The following is an 18,167-nucleotide window of genomic DNA, read 5'->3' as shown; positions in this document are numbered from 1 at the left end:
TGGGCCGGTGAACGCCGGCCCGGAATGGGACCCCGACGAGGGACATCCCCGCCGGAAGCTGATCCTCGCGGTCGCGTGCCTCGGGCTCGTGCTGGTCGTGCTGTCGGTCTCCAGCCTCAACATCGCGATCCCCACGATCATCGACGACCTCCAGCCGACGTCGTCCCAACTGCTCTGGATCATCGACTCGTACGCACTCGTCTTCGCCGGGATGCTCCTGCTGGCCGGCGCGATCGGTGACCGCTACGGACGAAAGGGGGCGTTCCTGTCCGGCCTCGTGGTGTTCGGCATCGGAGCGATCCTGTCCAGCTTCGCGACCGGCCCCGAGATGTTGATCCTCACCCGCGGCGTCATGGGCCTCGGCGCCGCGTTCGTGATGCCGGCGACGCTGTCGATCATCACCTCCGTCTTTCCGCCGACCGAGCGACCCAAGGCCATCGCCACCTGGGCCGGGTTCGCCGGTGCCGGAGGAGCCATCGGACCGCTGCTGAGCGGGTTCGTGCTGCAGGCGTGGCCCGGCAACTGGGAGGCAGTGTTCCTGATCAACGTGCCGTTCGTGCTGGCCACGATGGTGCTCGTGGCAGCCCTCATCCCCACGAGCCGGGACAGCCGCGAGACCCGACTCGACTGGCTGGGGGCGGCGATCTCCGTGGTGGCGCTCGGGGCGCTGCTGTTCGGCATCATCCAGGGGCCCGAGTCCGGGTGGGCTTCGGCGGTGGTGGTCGGCTCCTTCGCACTGTGCGTCGTGGCCGTGGTGGCGTTCCTCGCCTGGGAGTTGCACGTGCCCGAGCCGATGCTGGACCCGCGCTTCCTGCGCATCCCCGCGTTCACCGCCGGCTCCGGCGTGGTTACAGCAGTGTTCTTCGGCATGTTCGGGATGTTCTTCCTGCTCACCCAGTACCTGCAGTTCGTGCAGGGATACTCGGCGCTGAAAGCAGGGGCCGCCGGGCTGCCCGCGGCTGCGACGATGATCCTCGTGGCCCCGCGCTCGGCCGACCTGGCCGCCCACTTCGGAGCCCGCAGGGTGGTGGTCGGCGGAGCCGCGCTCGGAGCGGTCGGGTTCGTCGCCTTCGCCAACCTCCAGGTCGACTCCGACTACTGGCTGGTCGCCCTGGCGCTCGTGCTGGTGGCGTCCGCTGTGGCGCTGTGCACCGCGCCGGCCTCGTCCGCGATCGTGACCTCGCTACCCCTCGACAAGGCCGGTGTCGCCTCCGCGGTCAACGACACCACCCGCGAGGTCGGTGGTGCTCTCGGCATCGCGGTGCTCGGAACGATCGTCACCAGCGTCTATGTGTCCGAGGCCGAGTCCGACATCGCCGCCATGCCCACTCCCCCGCCACCGTTCGACGAGGGCTTCGAGCAGGCGAGCGAGGTCGCACTCGAGGGGATCGGCCCCGCGTTGGCGGTCGCCGAGCGGGCGCCCACCCCGGAGATGGCCGAGACGATGGTGGCCACGGCATCGAACGCGTTCGTATCGGGCATGTCCACCGCGTTCTGGTTCGCCGCCGGGGTCATGGTTCTGACCGCCATCGTTTCGGCGTTCGCCGTTCCCCGGAGGATCGAGGTTTCGAGCGGACACTGAAGTTCCGGCCGACACCGGATGTCGGGCATCCTTGGAGCATGCGCCTAGGGGAGACAGCCAATGACGACGCCGCCGGCAACGGCAAGCCGCTTGACGGCGTTCGGGTGCTTGCAGCCGAGCAGATGCAGGCGCTGCCCTTCGCCACACAGTTGCTGGCGCGGCTCGGAGCAGAGGTGGTCAAGGTGGAGCACCCGGTGGCGGGTGAGTCCGGGCGTGGAGCCGCACCCTCCATGCAGGACCCCGAGGGCCGCACCGTGGGGGCGACGTTCCTGCGCAACAACCTCAACAAGCGGTCGGTCGGGCTCGACCTGAAGAGCGAGCGGGGCAGGGAACTGTTCGTCGAGCTGGCCGGACGGTTCGACGTGGTCGGCGAGAACTTCAAGGCCGGCACGATGGACCGGCTCGGGCTCGGCTACGACGTTCTCTCGCAGCGTTGGCCGGAGCTCATCTACGTGTCCGTGTCGGGATTCGGCAATCTCGGCGACTCGCCATACCGGAGCTGGCCCGCGTACGCGATGGTGCCCGAGGCGATGTCGGGGCTGTACGAGTACTCGCGTGTCGGCGACGAGCCACCCCGGGTGATCCCCGCCGGCGCTCTGGGTGACATCTCCTCGGCGCTGTTCGCCGTGATCGGCGTGCAGGCCGCATTGCGCCACCGCGACCACACGGGCAAAGGCCAGATGGTCGACATAGCGATGCTCGACGCGATGCTCGCCATGGGCGACGTGGTCACGAACTTCTGGTCGCTCGGCGAACGCAGCTCGCTCCCGTCGGTGATCGTGGGGAGCTTCCACGCATCCGATGGATTCTTCGCCATGCAGATAGCCCGTGAGCACCAGTTCGAGGCGCTGGCGGAGCTGGTGGGTCGACCGGAGTGGCTCACCGACGAACGCCTCTCCACCCGCCGGGGCTGGGCGTCACACACCGAAGACATCGTGCGCCCGGCCGTGGAGGCATGGGCGGCCGACAAGAACCGCATCCAGGTGTGCGAGGCACTCGGCGCCGCCAACATCCCCTCGGGTCCCTGCTTCACCACACCCGAGGTGATCGACGACGAGCACGTCGCCCAGCGCAACATGCTGGTGGAGATGGAGCGCGTCGACGGGGTCCACGAACCAGTGCTGATTCCGGGCAACCCCGTGAAGATGTCGGGCGTTGCCGAAGGTCCCGAGACGCGGGTGCCCTGGGTCGGCGAGCACACAGCCGAGGTGTTGTCCGGCGAACTCGGCCTGGGTGACTCGGAGCTCGACTCGCTGCGTGCCGACGGCGTGATCAGCCCTGAGTAGTCAGGGCGGTCAGCTCAGTCCAGGACTTCCTCGGCCACTATCTGCTCGCAGCGCGATGTGTCGTTGTACGAGAGCTGGAGCGCCTTGGCACGGCGGAAGTAGAGCTGGATCTCGTACTCGAGGGTGAAGCCCACACCGCCGAAGATCTGCTGGGCCATCGCAGTGGTGTCGCGGTAGGAGTTGCAGCTGAACAGCTTCGCCATCGCTGCGTAGCGGCGGGCCGGCTCGTCGCCCTCGCGGTCGATCGCCCAGGCCGCTTCGTAGGTGATGAGCTTGGCGCCGTCGACTGCTGTCTTGGCGTCCGCCATGTAGTGCGACAGCGCCTGGAAGGCTCCGAGCGGCTTGTCGAACTGCTCGCGGTCCTTGGAGTACTGCACCGTGATCTCCAGCGCGTAGTCGCAGCCGCCGTTGGCGTACGCCGCGGCGAGGGTCATGGCGTCGACCATGGTTGCGTCCCAGGTGGCCCAGCCGGAGCCGGCGGCACCAATGCGGTCATCGGCCGAGACCGACACCCCGTCGAAGTCGACCCGGTACTGGTTGTCCGAGCTGATCGAGTGACGCTGGTCGAGTGTCACGCCCGCTGCGTCGGGGTCCACCAGGAACAGGTCCACGTCGCCCTCGCCGTCGCCGGTGCGGGCCAGCACGACGAGGCGTTCGGCTGAGGACGCGAAGCGTACGAGGGTCTTCGTGCCGCTGATCGTGAAGCCGTCACCCGATGCCTCGGCGCGCATCTGTATGCCCTTGGGGCCATGGCCGTTGTCGGGCTCGAGCCACGCTGGCACGAGGATCGACTCGCCGGAGGCGATCCCGGGTAGCCACTGCTCCTTTTGGGCGTCGCTTCCGGCACGAAGCAGCGCACCGGCTGCGAGCACCGTGCTCTCGAGGTGCGGGGTGGGGGCGAGCGCGCGGCCGAGCTCCTCGTAGAGCACCACACCGTCCACTATCGAGGACCCGGCGCCCCCGTGCTCCTCGGGGATCAACAGGCCGACCATGCCCAGCTCCGCGAGCTGGTCCCACATGCCGGTCGAGTAGCCGGTGGCGTCGTCCTCGGCCTCGCGGATGGCTTCCGTGGAGGCGTACTGGGAGCACAGGCCGCGGACCATGTCCCGCAGCATGTCCTGCTCCTCGGTGAAGTCCAGGTTCAGCATCTTCAGCTCCGTTCTGCGGGAGTCCAGTTGTCCCCGTGGCGTGCCCACGGGTTGTCGTTGTCATCGACAGGCAGTGCCACGGTGGCAGCGCAAGTCGTTGCGATCCGGTCCTCACCGGCGGTGAGGGTGATGTCGAGCGCCACCCAGCCACAGCCGGTGGAGTCGGTGCCCCTGTCGGTCACGGTGGCCCGGTAGGCCATGTCCTCGCCGGGGAACACCGAGTCGCGCATCCGGAAGGTCATCGAACGTATGCGGCCCCTGGGGCCGGTCCAGTCGGTGATGTAGCGCTCGAACCAGGCGGCCTGGTTGGGGGTGTTGAGGAAGATGTCGGCCACGCCGTTGCGCTCGGTGGCGAACTTGTAGTCGTGGTGCATGGGCCGCCAGTCGCGACTGGCGAGCGCGCCCAACACCACCGTGGTGGGAGTCACCTCGACGCACAGCTCGGGCAGTTCGTCGCCGACGGACACCGCCGACAGCAGCAGGTCGCTCACTGTTCCCCCCTGACGTAGCCAAAGCCGGTGTACGACTCGACACCCACGAGAGCGTCGTCCTGGTTTCGGTACTCGATGTCGATCACCCAGAAGCGGCCGCTTCCCAACTTGGTGGTTTTCGGTGCCGACACGGACTTGAGGACCTGCGCGTGGCTGATCACGTCACCGGGCCGCACCGGCTCGTGGAAGGTGAGGGTGTTGTCGGTCATCACGGCCTCTGGAAGGCCGAAACGCTCCTTGAGGTCGAAGTGCACCTTGAGCGCGACCTGTTCGCCGTCCGCGCCGGGCTCCCAGTAGTGCGGACGCATCCACAGCGACAGCGTGCTGGGAAGTGCGGTCATCCCATCGGTCAGCTCTTCGGCGACCGCCTCGTCCCAGTAGAGGGGATTGCCGTTCTGCGTGGCGGCCAGGGTGTTGTAGGTGTAGCCCCGCTCCACAGGGAAGGTGGCCGTGACCGGGTACTGCGGCTTGCCGATCAGCCCCGTCACGTCATCGGGCAGGTCATCGCTCATGCAACGGCTCCTTGTTCGATCAGCCTCTCGACGGCAGCCGGGTCCATTCCCGCATCCTGGAGAAGCGAGGCTGTGTCGGTGACGGTGCCGTCGCGGACTTCATAGGGGCCCTCAGGCGGGGTGGTGCCGGCCCAGATGGGTGCGGCCTGCCGGAAGGGGCCGTCGGTTTCTGACACCGCGTCGACCACCAGGGCCCGGGACAGGTACTGCGGATCTTCGGTGGCCTCGGCGACCGTGTTGACCGGAGCCACACACGTGTCGGCGGGGCCGAGCAGGTCCACCCACTCGTCACGAGGCTTCGTGGCGAACACCTTGGCCATCTCGGTGCGGATCTCGTCTTGTGAGTCGTCGTCCATCTGGGACTGCGAGTACTGGGCCAGGCCGACGAGCTCGCACAGGTTGGTCCAGAACCTCGGCTCGATGGCGCCCACGGAGATGTGCTTGCCATCGGCGCACCTGTACACCTCGTAGCAGGCGTAGCGGCCGGTGAGTATGTAGTGCCCGGGCCCGGGCTCGATGCCGGTGGCGAGGTACTCGTCCACGTAGAGCGACATCATGGCGAAGGCGCCGTCCGCGATGGACACGTCGAGGTGCTCGCCGCGGTCCTTGCGCAACAGGGCAGCCATCACGGCCATGGCGGCCTGCATTCCTCCGGCTGCAATGTCGGCGACAGTGGCACCGGGCAGCGCGGGCCGGCCGTCTTCACGGCGGCCGGTGCAGTCGAGGAAGCCGGCGGTCGCGAGGTAGTTCACGTCGTGGCCCGCCCAGTCACGGCGGGGGCCGCTCTGGCCGAAACCCGAGGTGGAGCACAGGATGATCCCCGGGTTGGTGGCCTTGAGCGCCTCGTAGCCGATGCCGAGGCGGTCGGCGACGCCGGGGCGGAAGCTCTCGATCACCACGTCCGCCTTCGAGGCGAGGGCAAGGAATGCCTGGCAGCCCTCGTCCGCTTTGAGGTCGAACAGCGCCCGCTGCATGCCACGGTTGCCCGAGTAGGCGTAGTAGGGCGGCACGATCTGCACGCCGCCCGCACGCGGAACCGCACCAACCTTGACCACGTCCGCGCCGTAGTCGGCCAGGATGCGCGAGGCGCGCGCAGCCGGGCCCACGGTGGCGAGGTCGAGGACGGTGATGCCGTCCAGGGCAGCAGGCATCAGAAGTTCTTGGGAAGCCCGAGGCCGCGGCGGGCGATGATGTTCTTCTGGATCTCCGAGGCACCTCCGCCGATCGTGTCGATCACGGTGTAGCGGTAGGTCGACTCGGCTCGCCCGGCCATCGGTGCGTCCTGTGTCCGCACACGCATCTGGGCACCGGCGCCGCCGATGTCCATGCTGGCCGAGGCGAGGCGGCGCGAGTACTCGGTAGCGAAGAGCTTGTACTCAGAGGCCGGCACAGTCGGGGGCTGGAAGTCCTCGCCGGCCTTGGCCTTCTTCTCCACCTTCACGGCCTCGGTGACGAACTTGAGTCCCATCACCCGGGCCACCTCTGCATCGGTGTGCAGGTTCGCCATCTTCGATCGCACCACCTCGTCGTCCTTGAGCGGCTCGCCGTCGCGGGTGGTGTCGGTCACGTAGTCGGTCAGCAGGTCGAGGCGCTGCTTGATCGGGGCGTAGGTGAACATCGTGAATCGCTCGAGGTCGAGCGCCTGGGAGATGTAGCGGAAGCCGTGGTTGACCTCGCCCACCACGTACTCGTCGGGCACGAACACGTTGTCGAGCCACACCTCGTTGGTGCGCTCGTCGCCCATGGTCCAGATGCCGTTGATGGTGATGCCGGGGTCGTCCATCGGGATGAGCATCAGCGTGATGCCCATGTGCTTGTTGTCGGGGTCGGTGCGCACGCCGCACCAGTACCACTCTGCGAAGTGAGCCGACGTGGTCCAGGTCTTCTGGCCGTTGAGCAGCCAGCCGGAGCGGCCGTCCTCGTCGACGTGCTGCACACCCTTCAGGCGCATCGAGGCGGCGTCGGAGCCGGCATTGGGCTCGGAGTAGCCGACGGCGAACTCAACGTCGTTGTCGAGGATCATCGGCAGGAACTTCTCCTTGAGGAAGTCCGAGCCGTGGGCGATCAGGGTCTTGCCGATGATGCCGACGCCCTTGCCGATCTGGGGGCCGCCCTTGCCGGCGAGCGCCTCGTTGAGGATGTACTCGTAGACGCCCTCGCCGTCGCTGCCGCCGTACTCCTCGGGCCAGGTCATTCCGAGCCAGCCCTTCTGGCCGAGCTTCTTCATGAAGGCGCGGCGCTCTGGCGTGTCCACGATCTGGGCCATGTTCTCCCGGGTGACATCGAAGATGTCGATCGTGTCGTTGTCGGCGATGAACGCATCAACCTCGGCCTTGAAGGCCTTGTGCTCGTCGGAGAACTCGAAATCCACGGCAACTCCTGAAATCTGACGGACCGTCAGATTCTGTACCAGGCGCCGCGGATTCGCCAGTTGGGCCGTCGGGGCCCGCTCAGGCGGGTGGCTTCTCGCCCGTGAGCCCGGCGAACAGCAGGCGGGCCATCGAGGTGCGGATAGCCGCGGTGGAGGTGCCATAGGCCTCGATGCCGTACTGGTGGCCCGACACGTGGGCGAGCATGGCCACCAGAACAGCCGCGTTGGCCGTGGGGTCGAGGTCCGCGGGCAGGTGTCCTGCGGCGCGCTGCTCGCGGGCCACCTCGTCGATCGACTCGGTGAACCGGTTGAGGATCTGGGTGCGGATCTCGCGGAATCTCTGGTCGCCTTCGAGCGCCGCCAGGTCGATCACGCCCATGAGCGGCCCGTGGTCGGCCCAGAAACCCATGAACGCACCCGCCACCCGGTCACAGGTGTCGTATGCACCCTCGGGTGACCAGTCACCGTCGACGACAGGGCGGGTCAGTCGCTCGCGGCCCTCGCCGACCAGCTCGTCGGCCAGCGCCAACAGCGCCGACTCGGCATCTGGGAAGTACTGGTAGAAGGTCGCGGGTGAAGTGCCGGCACCGCGGGCGATGTCGACCACCTTGAGGTCCCGGTAACTCGTCGAGGCCAGCATCTCGAGGGTCTGTTCCAGTAGACGGGTTCGTGTGGCCTGGCCACGGCGGCCGGGCACGCGGCCGTCGACAGCCCTTGCCTCATCGACTCTCTGACTGGTCGTCATATTCGTCAGGGTAACCCTGTGGTCGCGCTGCGATGCAGCCATTGGCCGACGGCGGTCAGAACAGCCCGACCACGAGACGTACGAACAGGTACGTGCCGCCGATCAGCGCGATCCAGAACAGCGCCACTGCGCCGGTGATCGCCACCGCGGACAGCACGAACGTCCTGATCGCCGAACGCCGCGCGCCCGCGCGGTCAGCAAGGTCGCGTTCGATGAGGCGCAGGTTGCGTGTGTTGGCCTTGTAGCCCAGGTCGAAGATGGCACCCAGGAACGGAACGGCACCCACGATCGTGTCGATGCCGACGTGCACCATCATCAGCGTCAGCGTGGGCAGCGACACGCCCGCCGCAACGCCAGCCAGGACCACGACCATCGAGGCCACCAGACCGGCGGCATCTCCGACGCCGGGGATGAAGCTCACCACCCCATCGACACCGACGCGCCGACCGGGGGCCACCGGTATCGACTCGTCGAGAAGCCATGTGAGGCTACGCACCCAGTTGGGCACAGGTCGGGTGTTGGGCTTCGGGTTGCGGTGCGTGTCGACGATGTCACGCGCCATGACCGACGCGCCCGTGCCCACCTCGCCCAGGATGGAGGTGAGCTTGCGTTCCTCGATCGGCTGGTTCGGGATCGGACGTGCCTTGATCGTCCCCAGGTCGACCGGGTCTGGTTCAGTGCCCGGATCGGTCACCCAACAAGTTTGGCGCACCAGCGCCTCGCGCATCCCATGCGCGAGGCTTCGCCCATGAACGATCTCAGCGACAACCTCGAACGGACCGCAACGGCCTTTGTGGAGATGGCGCACCGGGTCGTGTGGGCATCGGTGGCGACGGTAGGGCCAGGGTCGGTCCCGCGGTCGAGGGTCCTGCATCCCATCTGGGAATGGGACGGCGCTGAACTCGTCGGCTGGATCGCCACGGCGCAGACACCACTGAAGCTCTCGCACCTCGACAACTCGCCCTGGCTGTCCGCCAACTACTGGGCGCAGGACCACGACACATGCACCGCGGAGTGCCTGGGCACCTGGCACACGGACATGGCGACCCGCGAGCGGGTCTGGGACCTCTTCGTGAACGGACCCGACCCGGTGGGATACGACCCATCGATCATCCCCGGGTGGGATTCACCGGAATCGCCGGGCTTCTCCGTGCTCAGGCTCGACCCGTGGCGGCTGCGGGTGTTCCCCGGAGCCGTGCTGCTCGGTGGCGATGGAGAGGTGCTCACATGGTCGAGGCCGCGCCAGGAGTTGACCCGGTAGGCAAGATGGGTTGCAGCCCCCGCGTGCGCAGCCATAGGTTTCACAGCCGTGGTGCTCGCACCACCGGTGTTGTCAAGGGCTGGGAGACATCGACCACGGGACATCCACGAAGGCTGTACAGGTGGATCGCACTTGCAGCCGTGCTCGCCGTCAGCATGCTCGGAGCATCCTGTTCTCCGCAGCTGCCGATCAAGAACGCCCAGCCGACTCTGCCGACGACGCTCGAGGTCGACCCCGCCGCCGACCACTTCATCTTCTCCACCGTGCTCGAGGGATTCGACACACCGACGAACGTTGCATTCGCCCCGGACGGCAGGGTGTTCGTGGCTGAGAAGAAGGGGATCATCAAAACCTTCGATTCGATCGACGACCCGACGCCCGAGATCGCCGCTGACATGGAGGACGAGGTGCGCAGCGTCGGCGAACACGGCCTCATCGGCCTGACGGTCGACAACGAGTACCCCGCCAGGCCATACATCTACGCCAGCTACAGCTGGGACATCACCGGCCTCTGGGGCGATGCTTGCGACGCCAGCTACCAGGTGAACGGCTGCGTCACCGGATCGCGGGTCTCAAGGATCACCCTTGACAGCAACGGGTTGATGGTCGGCTCACCGGAGTCGCTGGTGGACGACCGCTGGTGCTACCAGTTCGGGGCGCACGCCATCGGCAGCGTTGAGATGATGGAGGACGGCTCGCTGCTGGTGACCTCCGGTGAGGGTGCCAGCTGGACCGGAACCGACTACGGACAGTACGGCGGCACGCAGCTGTTCCCCGCCGTGCCGAACCTGACCCCCAAGAACGCCTGTGGTGATCCACCCGACGGCGTTGGCTTCGCCGGCCATCCCTCGGTCGCCGAAGGCGGCTCCCTTCGGTCCCAGGACCTGCTCACCCCCGGGGACCCGCTGGGCTGGAACGGCGCGATCGTGCGGATCGATCCCGATACAGGCGAGTCGCTGGCCGACAACCCGCTCCACGGCGGCCCGTATGCCCATGACGACGAGATGCTCGCCCACGGCCTGCGGAACCCGACCCGGTTCACCCAGCGCCCCGGCAGCAAGGACATCTACATCGGCAACGTGGGGCAGGCCTATGCCGAGGAGATCGATGTCGTGTCCGTGGACGGTCCGGTCAAGAACTTCGGCTGGCCCTGCCGTGAGGGAGACCGAACCAACCTCGGCTACGAGACACTCGAGAACCACATGTGCGAGACCCTCATCTCGGATCCCGCATCACCCAGCATCCTGAGCAACCCGTGGCTGTTCTACACGCGGCCCCACGTCGGTGCTGCGATCACGGGGCTCCGGTTCGTTCCCGATGGCCAGTACCCGGCGGAGTACGTCGGCGACCTGTTCTTCGTGGACTACGTGCAGGGGAATGTCTGGTCCGTGGAGGTCAAGCCGGACGGATCGCGCCGCAACGTGCCACCCAGGGCAGTCGCGTACCGAACCAACATCGTGGCACTGGTCGACTCCCCCGACGGCTACATCTACGGAGTCGACATCGCAACCGGCACCATCGAACGGCTCGTCGGTGCGGACTCCCCACCGGTGGCCGATCTGGTGGCGTCACCCCAGCAGGGTCCGCTGCCGTTCACCTCGAACCTCGACGCGTCAGGCTCGGCGCAACCCGGTGGCGGAATCCTGACCTTCGCCTGGGACCTGGACGACGACGGAGTCTTCGACGACGCCACCGGCCCGACTGCCTCGGTGAACCTGAACACGAACGACAACCATGACGTGTCGGTGCGGGTGACCAACGAGTCCGGGGCCTCGAGCGTGGCCACCGAGACGCTCTTCCCCGGCAACACAGCTCCGGTGATCGACGTCACGTTCACGACACCAATGCCGTGGGAAGCCGGGGCGCCCATCGAGTTCGACATCGTCGCCACCGATGCCGAGGACGGACCGCTCTCAGGCCCGTCCGTGCAGTGGGAGACGCTGCTGCGCCACTGCTACGAGCCGACCGACTGCCACAGCCATCCGCACGCGATCGGAACCGGGACGTCCGGAGCCACGGAAGGTCCGAGCCATGGGTATCCCTCGTTCCTGGAATTGGCGGTCCGCGCCACTGACAGCCGGGGCCAGACGACCGAGTCAAGGATGGACCTGTTGCCGGCGACGACCGAGATCTCGGTCACGTCATCGGTGCCGGGAGTGACCGTGCTGGTGGGCGAATCAACCTTCGAGACACCCTTCACCTACACGGCGATACTCGGCGACCAACTCGAGATCGGGGTGTCGCCCAAGCCACTCGTCGACGGCGTCCTCTACCTGTTCGACAGCTGGAGCGACGGCGGCGACGCCGCACACGGGATCAACGTGACCGGGGACATGTCACTGCACCTGACGCTCGTGCCCCAGTGAGCCCCGCTCAGTAGCGCAACCCGGGCGCCCGGGTTCCGAACACGTCGGTGGCGAGCTGCTGGCCGAGCTTGGAGGCGTCCCAGCGCTTGCCGCCGTTGTTGATGGTGGCACCGTCCTCCCATCCCTTCATCAGGATGATGTTCTCGGCCACGGCACGGATGACCTGACCTGTCACGTGGTCGGCCTCGTCGGATGCCAGCCAGGCGACGAGCGGTGACGACACGGCCGGATCCATCCGGTTCCATTCGTCATCGGCGACGTCGTCGGCCTCGATCACCTCGGGGGCGCCGGGCATCGTGCCGGTGATCCGGGTGGCGGCTGCCGGGCCGACCGCGTTGACCGTCACGCCCATCTTGTACATCTCGAGGCTGAGGGTCTGGGTGAGGCTGGCGATGGCAGCCTTGGCCGGCGCGTAGTTGGACTGGCCGAAGTTTCCGGTGAGCCCGGCCCCGGAGACCGTGTTGATGATGCGGCCGTTGACCTTCTCGCCGGTCTCCTTGTTGAGCTTGCGCCAATGCAGCCCGGCCGCCTTGCACGGCAGCCATGAGCCCCGCAGGTGCACCTTGATGACGGCGTCGAAGTCGTCGGCCGACATATTGAAGATCGAGCCGTCGCGCACGATGCCGGCGTTGTTGACCAGGATGTCGAGGCGACCCAACTCGGAGACGGCCTGCCCGACCATCTCCGCGGACTGGGCCTCGTCGGACACATCGCCGTAGTTGGCGATCGCCTCGCCGCCGCGCCCCTTGATGATCTCGACCGTGAGGTCCGCGTCGCGGCCCGCTCCCTCGCCGGTGACCGAGCCACCGAGGTCGTTGACGACGACCTTCGCTCCGTGCTTCGCGAGCTCCATGGCGTGACCGCGGCCGATGCCGTGTCCCGCTCCGGTGACGATCGCTACCTTGCCGTCGAGCATGCCCATGGCTGTCTCCTGAGAATCGTTTCCGCCAACTTCTGACGGGTCGTCAGATACTAGGTGCCCGCAATTCGCGCCTCCAATGCCTAGCCTCGGGCCAATGGTGCGCAAACCCCGCAGGGCCTCGATCGCGCGCACTCCGGCCCGCTTCGTGGTCCAGGCCTTCCTTGCCGCCATCGCCGTCGGCACTCTGCTGCTCGCCCTGCCCGTGTCGTCCTCGGACCGGACCTGGACGGGCTTCATCGACGCCGCGTTCACGGCAACCTCGGCGGTGTGCGTGACCGGCCTCACCGTGGTCGACACGAGCACCCACTGGAGCGGGTTCGGCCAGTTCGTGATCATCGCCCTGGTGGAGCTGGGCGGCCTCGGGTTCATGACGATCGCCTCACTGATCGTTCTGGTGGTTTCGCGCCACCTCGGGCTGCGCCAGGCCATGGTGGCCAACACCGAGCGCAACTCACTGCGCTTCGGCGACCTGCGCCAGATGCTGGTGCGGCTCGCCGTCATCACCCTGACCGTGCAGGTGGGCCTGGCGATCTGGCTCACGATCCGCTTCGCCACTTCCTACGGCGAGGGGTGGGGACGCTCTGCGTGGTGGGGCGTGTTCCACTCCATCTCCGCATTCAACAACGCTGGCTTCTCGCTGCTCGGCAATTCACTCGCCCCGGTGCGCACCGACTGGCTCGTCATGGTGCCGCTCATGGCCTCGATCGTGCTCGGCGGGCTCGGCTTCCCCGTCCTGTCGGACATCCACACACGCTTCGTGGCCTCGTGGCGCCACAGCAAGCGCTCGATTCGTCAGCGCTGGTTGTCGCTCACGCTTCACTCGAAGGTCACGCTCACGACCAGCGCCGCCCTGCTGGTCGCGGGATTCATACTGATCGGCGCGCTGGAATGGACCAACGCGGACACGTTCGGCCCGATGGGCGTGGAGGAGAAGGCGCTCAACGCCGGCCTGGCGTCGGTGTCGCCGCGCACCGCAGGCTTCGCCACCGTCGAGGTGGCCGACATGCACCCGGCGTCGTTGCTGATCACCTCGGCGCTCATGTTCATCGGTGCCGGATCCGCTGGCACCAGCGGCGGCATCAAGGTCGGCACGTTCGCGATCCTCGCCATGGTCATCTGGTCCCAGCTGCGCGGGGACCCCGATACGCGTGCCTTCCGGCGGACCATCCCCAGCAACTCCCAGCGCCAGGCGATCACCGTGGCACTGCTGTCGCTCGGATTCGTCGTCGTCGGTGCCGTCGCCCTGCTGGTCACGGCCCAACAGGAACTTGGCGACGCCCTGTTCGAAACCATCTCCGCGTTCGGTACCGTCGGCATGTCGATGGGTGTCACACCGCAGCTGACAGCGGCGGAGGATCTGGTGTTGATGGCGTTGATGCTCGTCGGCAGGATCGGCCCCATAACACTGGGCGCAGCACTGGTGCTTCGCCAGCGCCCGACCACAACGAAGGCTCCCGAGGAGGCTCCCCTCATTGGCTAGGAACCACAACGGCACCATCGTGGTGGTCGGACTCGGACGGTTCGGTCGCGCCCTCGCGGAACAGCTCTACGACGAGGGCCACGATGTGATGGGTATCGACATCGACGAGGCCGTGATCAAGGCCTGCACCGAGATACTCACGTTCGCGGAGGTGGGCGACGCCACCGATGAACAGACCATGACCCAACTGGGAGTCGCCGACTCGGGCCACGGGGTGGTCGGCATCGGCGACTCCATCCAGGCCAGCATCCTGGCAACTGCCACGTTGTCCGACATCGGCGTGCCCGACATCTGGGCCAAGGCGATGACCCAGCAGCACCGCCGGATCCTCGAACGCGTCGGCGCCAACCACATCATCTTCCCGGAGACCGACGCCGGACGGCGCGTGGCGCACCGCATCTCGAGCTCCGTCGATGACTACATCGAGCTCGATCCGGGGTTCGTGATGGCCGAGGTGGTGGTGCCCGCGAGGTTCGTTGGGATGACTGCCGAAGCGGCCGACATCCCGCACTCGCATTCGGTAACCGCCATCTGCCACAAGCCACCGGGCGGCAGCTTCGCCCTCACCACCAACGACACGGAGTTCGTGGAGGGAGACCTGCTGCTCGTGGCCGGCTCGGTCGACTCGGTGGGCCGCTTCGCGAAGCTCGCGCAGCAGCGCCCGTAGGATCGACACCCATGGACCTGGGCATCGAAGGCAAGAAGGCAGCGGTTGCCGCCGGCAGCGGCGGACTGGGATACGCGGTTGCAGCAGCGCTGGCTGCCGAGGGCGTTGACGTGGCGATATGTGGCCGCGACGAGGGGCGGCTCACCCAGGCGGTGGCGTCACTCGGTGAAGCGGCGACAGGGGCCTGGCCGATCGGACTCGTCGCCGACGTCTCCAACGCCGATGGTGCGACCGACTTCGTGGAGCAGGCGGCGGACAACCTCGGCGGACAGCTCGACATCCTCGTGTGCAACGCCGGCGGCCCACCGCCGGGTTTCGCCTCGCAAACCGACATCGACCAGTACAGGGCCGCAGTCGAGATGAACTGCCTTGCGACGATCGCGTTGGCCCAGGCAGCCGTCGGACCCATGCGCGAACGCGGTTGGGGCCGGATCCTCGGCATCACCTCGATCGGCTCACGCCAGCCCATCGACTTCCTCGCGGCATCCAACGTGGCACGAGCGGGCGTGGCGGCGTTCCTCAAGCTGCTGTCGACGGAGGTCGCACCGGATGGCGTGACCGTCAACAACCTCCAGCCGGGCACCCACCGAACCGACCGGGTGGCGAAGCTGGGTGGCGACCAGGCGGAACAGTTGCGCGCCGACATCCCCGCAGGCGACCTCGGCGACGCGGCCGATTTCGGATCGGTGGCGGCGATGATGTGCTCCCAGCAGGCACGCTTCGTGACCGGCGTGGGCCTGCACATCGACGGCGGGGCCTTCCGCGGACTGCAGTAGACGTTGCCGGGATCCCTCAGGGCGTGAGCTTCTTCATCCCCCGCTGGGCGAACCAGGCGAGCAACACACACGAGCCGGCGATCGACACGAGCCCGGGCCATATGTCGTCCCATTCGCCGGTGCCCACGAAGCCCGCCCTCGCCAGGGTGAGGATGGGCGTGATCGGGTTGTACTGCGCCACCTCGGGAAGCCAGCCCTCCATCAGCTCCAGCGGCACGGTGCCGATCGACAGGAACAGCGCCACGAACAGGCCGACCTGCACGAGGCCGCCGGCCGACTGGCGTTTGGCCCGGTACATCACGCCCATGCCCCAGAGGCCGCCCATGACGGCGACCCCCGCCGAGGCCACGGCCAGCCAGAACACCGCCATGAAGCCACCCGGGTAGGTCATGCCGGCGATCGTGCCGATGGTGAGGGTGATGACGAGCGGAATCGCAGTACGGATCACCGACCACGACATCCCGGCTGTGGGCACCACCCAGCGGGAGGCCGGTGAGAGCAGCAACCTGTCGTAGAAGCCCTCCTCGAGGTCGCGACCCAGGGCGAAAGCGGCCCCGAGCGCTCCGAAGGCGGCTGTCTGCACGCAGGCGTAGGGAACCATCCAGTTGTAGATGTTGTCCGTGGGGTATCCGGGAAGCTGCGTGAGCCCGCTGAACGTGCCCGAGAACGCCACGGTGAAGAAGATGGGCATCACCACGAGCGGGACAAGCGCCACGGGAATGCGCCGGAGGTTGACCGCGCTGCGCCCCACCAGAGCGTTCATCATGGGGAGTGCGGGCACGCTCATACGCCACCGCTCTCGATCCGGCGGCGGACCCCCGTCACTGCGAACCACAGTCCGAGCACGCAGATGGCGGCGGCGGTGCCCAGAGCTATGGCGGCCTCGCTCCAGCTCAGGCCATACATCACCTGGTGGCGCATCCCGTCGACCATGAACGTGATCGGGTTCCACTCCGCTATTGCCCGGTACCAGCCGGTCATGAGAGACGTGGGGAAGAAGCAACTCGACAGGAACAGCGTGATGAACACGAGGGGGAAGAATCCCTGCACGGCCTCTGCCTGACCCGAGCGGGCAGCGACCCCGGCGGCCAGGGCACCGAATCCGAGTGCGAGCACCACGGCGACCGCCACAAGGATCAGCCTGCCCGGAATGCCTGCGACCACATCCGCGCCAAAGGGCCAGAGGATCAGCTGGAAGAGGACCGCCTGGGCGCCGGCGAAGGCCATCGCACCACCGAGGCGGCCGATCAGGATCGAGGACCGGCTCACCGGGGAGGAGACCATCCGGTCGAAGAAGCCCGTCTGGATGTCGGTGGCCAGCTCGGCGCCGCCGTTGATCCCACCGAACATCACGCCCTGGATGATCGCGGCCGGCAGCAGGAACATGAGGAAGTTGGTGCCCGGCGGGAAGCCTGCTGAGTCGATCATGGTCACGCGGGACATGGCCGAGGAGTTCACGGCCACGAGCAACAACGGGAAGATCGTGCCGGGGATCCAGCTCGTGGGCTGTCGCGCGAATCGGACGATGGCGCGCACCGACAGCGCCCACGACTGGGTGATCGCGTTCGTCTTCGCGGCCTGAGCGGGGCTGGCGGTCGTCACGGAGCGGGCTCCGTGACCTCCGCCTCCGCGGCGGCTCCCTCGAGACGCCTGCCGGTGGCATCTGCGAACACGTCGTCGAGGCTCGGGGCGTCGAGCTCCATGTGGATCACCTCGACACCGGCGTCGTCGAGCGTACGGACAACCTCTGTCATGGCTGCGGCACCGGCCTCGAGGCCGACCGCCACCCTGCCCTTGCGGGCCGCGCGCTCCTCACCGAAGCCCAGCATCAGCTCCCTCGTGCGTTCGAAGCTCTCCGGAGCCACGTCCACACGCAGGGTCGGGCATCCGACTGCGTCCTTGAGGGCACCGGGCGTGCCTTCGCGCACGATCCTGCCCTGGTCGATGATAGCTACCCGGTGGGCCAGCTCGTCCGCCTCCTCGAGGTACTGAGTCGTGAGGAACACGGTGGTGCCGAGCTCGGTGTTGAGGCGGCGCACCTCCTCCCATAGGTTCAGGCGGCTCATCGGGTCGAGGCCCGTGGTGGGCTCGTCCAGGAAGAGCACCTTGGGCTCGTGCATCAGGGCGAGTGCCAGGTCGAGGCGGCGCCGCATGCCGCCGGAGTAGCCGCCGACCAGCCTGTCGGCGGCGTCGGTGAGACCCACGCGCTCGAGCAGAACGTCGGAGCGCTCCGCTCCCTCCTTGCGGCCGATGCCGTGCATGACGGCCTGCAGCTTCAGGAGTTCACGACCGGTCATCAGCGGGTCGATAGCGGCGTCCTGGAGGGCCACTCCGATGTTGGCCCGGACCTGTGCCGACTCGGCGACCACGTCGTAGCCGGCGACCCTGGCGGTTCCGGCGCTGGGGCTGAGCAGCGTCACCAGCATCCTCACGCAGGTCGACTTGCCGGCCCCGTTCGGGCCCAGGAAGCCGAACACCTCGCCCTCGGCCACGGACATGTCGACTCCGTCCACCGCGACGACGTCGTCGAAGGTACGTCGGAGGTTCTCCGCGATGATGG

General features: G+C 67.5%; 18 protein-coding genes. 7 read left to right on the top strand and 11 right to left on the bottom strand.

The genetic code is table 11. The features are described from left to right. The first annotated feature begins 7 nt into the window (after nucleotides 1-7). Both GY812_09340 and GY812_09335 read left to right on the top strand, forming a co-directional pair. The gene (locus tag GY812_09340) at nucleotides 8-1,582 is read left to right on the top strand and encodes an MFS transporter (protein MCP4435682.1); all 1,575 of its coding nucleotides are present in this window, start codon (nucleotides 8-10) and stop codon (nucleotides 1,580-1,582) included. A gap of 38 nt (nucleotides 1,583-1,620) precedes the next feature. Then, nucleotides 1,621-2,868, top strand: coding sequence for a CoA transferase (locus tag GY812_09335; protein MCP4435681.1), 1,248 nt, complete (start codon nucleotides 1,621-1,623; stop codon nucleotides 2,866-2,868). A gap of 14 nt (nucleotides 2,869-2,882) precedes the next feature. Here GY812_09335 and GY812_09330 read toward each other — a convergent pair whose 3' ends face one another. From GY812_09330 to GY812_09300, 7 genes are all read right to left on the bottom strand, one after another. Next, nucleotides 2,883-4,013, bottom strand: a complete 1,131-nt coding sequence (locus GY812_09330) for an acyl-CoA/acyl-ACP dehydrogenase (GenBank protein MCP4435680.1) — start codon at nucleotides 4,011-4,013, stop codon at nucleotides 2,883-2,885. Nucleotides 4,014-4,018: 5 nt separating this feature from the next. After that, nucleotides 4,019-4,507 carry a hypothetical protein gene (locus tag GY812_09325; protein ID MCP4435679.1) on the bottom strand — a complete coding sequence of 163 codons (489 nt, stop codon included), beginning with the start codon at nucleotides 4,505-4,507 and terminating at the stop codon, nucleotides 4,019-4,021. Next, complete coding sequence (locus GY812_09320) at nucleotides 4,504-5,019, bottom strand: MaoC family dehydratase (GenBank protein MCP4435678.1); 516 nt, start codon at nucleotides 5,017-5,019, stop codon at nucleotides 4,504-4,506. The genes GY812_09325 and GY812_09320 overlap by 4 nt, the downstream gene beginning before the upstream one ends. Beyond that, complete coding sequence (locus GY812_09315; GenBank protein MCP4435677.1) at nucleotides 5,016-6,170, bottom strand: CoA transferase; 1,155 nt, start codon at nucleotides 6,168-6,170, stop codon at nucleotides 5,016-5,018. Before GY812_09315 ends, GY812_09320 begins: the two co-directional genes overlap by 4 nt. After that, nucleotides 6,170-7,390, bottom strand: coding sequence for an acyl-CoA dehydrogenase (locus GY812_09310; protein ID MCP4435676.1), 1,221 nt, complete (start codon nucleotides 7,388-7,390; stop codon nucleotides 6,170-6,172). Before GY812_09310 ends, GY812_09315 begins: the two co-directional genes overlap by 1 nt. A gap of 79 nt (nucleotides 7,391-7,469) precedes the next feature. Beyond that, entirely contained in the window at nucleotides 7,470-8,135 is a 666-nt protein-coding gene (locus GY812_09305; protein MCP4435675.1) for a TetR/AcrR family transcriptional regulator, read from the bottom strand. Nucleotides 8,136-8,190: 55 nt separating this feature from the next. Continuing rightward, entirely contained in the window at nucleotides 8,191-8,829 is a 639-nt protein-coding gene (locus tag GY812_09300) for a DUF4112 domain-containing protein (GenBank protein MCP4435674.1), read from the bottom strand. 54 nt (nucleotides 8,830-8,883) lie between these two features. On the opposite strand from GY812_09300, the gene GY812_09295 reads away from it, so the two are divergent. Further along, on the top strand, nucleotides 8,884-9,396 hold the full coding sequence (locus GY812_09295; GenBank protein ID MCP4435673.1) for a pyridoxamine 5'-phosphate oxidase family protein: 513 nt from the start codon (nucleotides 8,884-8,886) through the stop codon (nucleotides 9,394-9,396). A 140-nt stretch (nucleotides 9,397-9,536) separates the two neighbouring features. Then, the gene (locus GY812_09290) at nucleotides 9,537-11,762 is read left to right on the top strand and encodes a PQQ-dependent sugar dehydrogenase (protein MCP4435672.1); all 2,226 of its coding nucleotides are present in this window, start codon (nucleotides 9,537-9,539) and stop codon (nucleotides 11,760-11,762) included. A gap of 7 nt (nucleotides 11,763-11,769) precedes the next feature. Here the strand turns inward: GY812_09290 and GY812_09285 are convergent, their stop codons facing one another. After that, entirely contained in the window at nucleotides 11,770-12,684 is a 915-nt protein-coding gene (locus tag GY812_09285; GenBank protein MCP4435671.1) for an SDR family oxidoreductase, read from the bottom strand. 94 nt (nucleotides 12,685-12,778) lie between these two features. On the opposite strand from GY812_09285, the gene GY812_09280 reads away from it, so the two are divergent. From GY812_09280 to GY812_09270, 3 genes are read left to right on the top strand one after another with little or no spacing between them, the layout of a single operon-like run. Continuing rightward, complete coding sequence (locus GY812_09280) at nucleotides 12,779-14,164, top strand: TrkH family potassium uptake protein (protein ID MCP4435670.1); 1,386 nt, start codon at nucleotides 12,779-12,781, stop codon at nucleotides 14,162-14,164. After that, nucleotides 14,157-14,831 (top strand): TrkA family potassium uptake protein, encoded by a 675-nt coding sequence (locus tag GY812_09275; GenBank protein ID MCP4435669.1) that lies wholly within the window; start codon nucleotides 14,157-14,159, stop codon nucleotides 14,829-14,831. The genes GY812_09280 and GY812_09275 overlap by 8 nt, the downstream gene beginning before the upstream one ends. 11 nt (nucleotides 14,832-14,842) lie before the next feature. After that, nucleotides 14,843-15,607: an SDR family oxidoreductase gene (locus GY812_09270; protein ID MCP4435668.1), complete on the top strand. Its 765-nt coding sequence runs from the start codon at nucleotides 14,843-14,845 to the stop codon at nucleotides 15,605-15,607. Nucleotides 15,608-15,623: 16 nt separating this feature from the next. Here the strand turns inward: GY812_09270 and GY812_09265 are convergent, their stop codons facing one another. From GY812_09265 to GY812_09255, 3 genes are read right to left on the bottom strand one after another with little or no spacing between them, the layout of a single operon-like run. Beyond that, nucleotides 15,624-16,394 (bottom strand): ABC transporter permease, encoded by a 771-nt coding sequence (locus tag GY812_09265; GenBank protein ID MCP4435667.1) that lies wholly within the window; start codon nucleotides 16,392-16,394, stop codon nucleotides 15,624-15,626. Beyond that, on the bottom strand, nucleotides 16,391-17,209 hold the full coding sequence (locus tag GY812_09260) for an ABC transporter permease (GenBank protein ID MCP4435666.1): 819 nt from the start codon (nucleotides 17,207-17,209) through the stop codon (nucleotides 16,391-16,393). The genes GY812_09265 and GY812_09260 overlap by 4 nt, the downstream gene beginning before the upstream one ends. After that, the gene (locus GY812_09255; GenBank protein ID MCP4435665.1) at nucleotides 17,206-18,105 is read right to left on the bottom strand and encodes an ATP-binding cassette domain-containing protein; all 900 of its coding nucleotides are present in this window, start codon (nucleotides 18,103-18,105) and stop codon (nucleotides 17,206-17,208) included. Before GY812_09255 ends, GY812_09260 begins: the two co-directional genes overlap by 4 nt. Nucleotides 18,106-18,167 lie beyond the last annotated feature (62 nt).

The sequence above is a fragment of the Actinomycetes bacterium genome, assembly GCA_024222295.1.
Lineage (GTDB): Bacteria > Actinomycetota > Acidimicrobiia > Acidimicrobiales > Microtrichaceae > JAAEPF01.
Note: the sequence above shows the minus strand (reverse complement) of the source record. Positions and strands in the feature narration are given on the sequence as shown.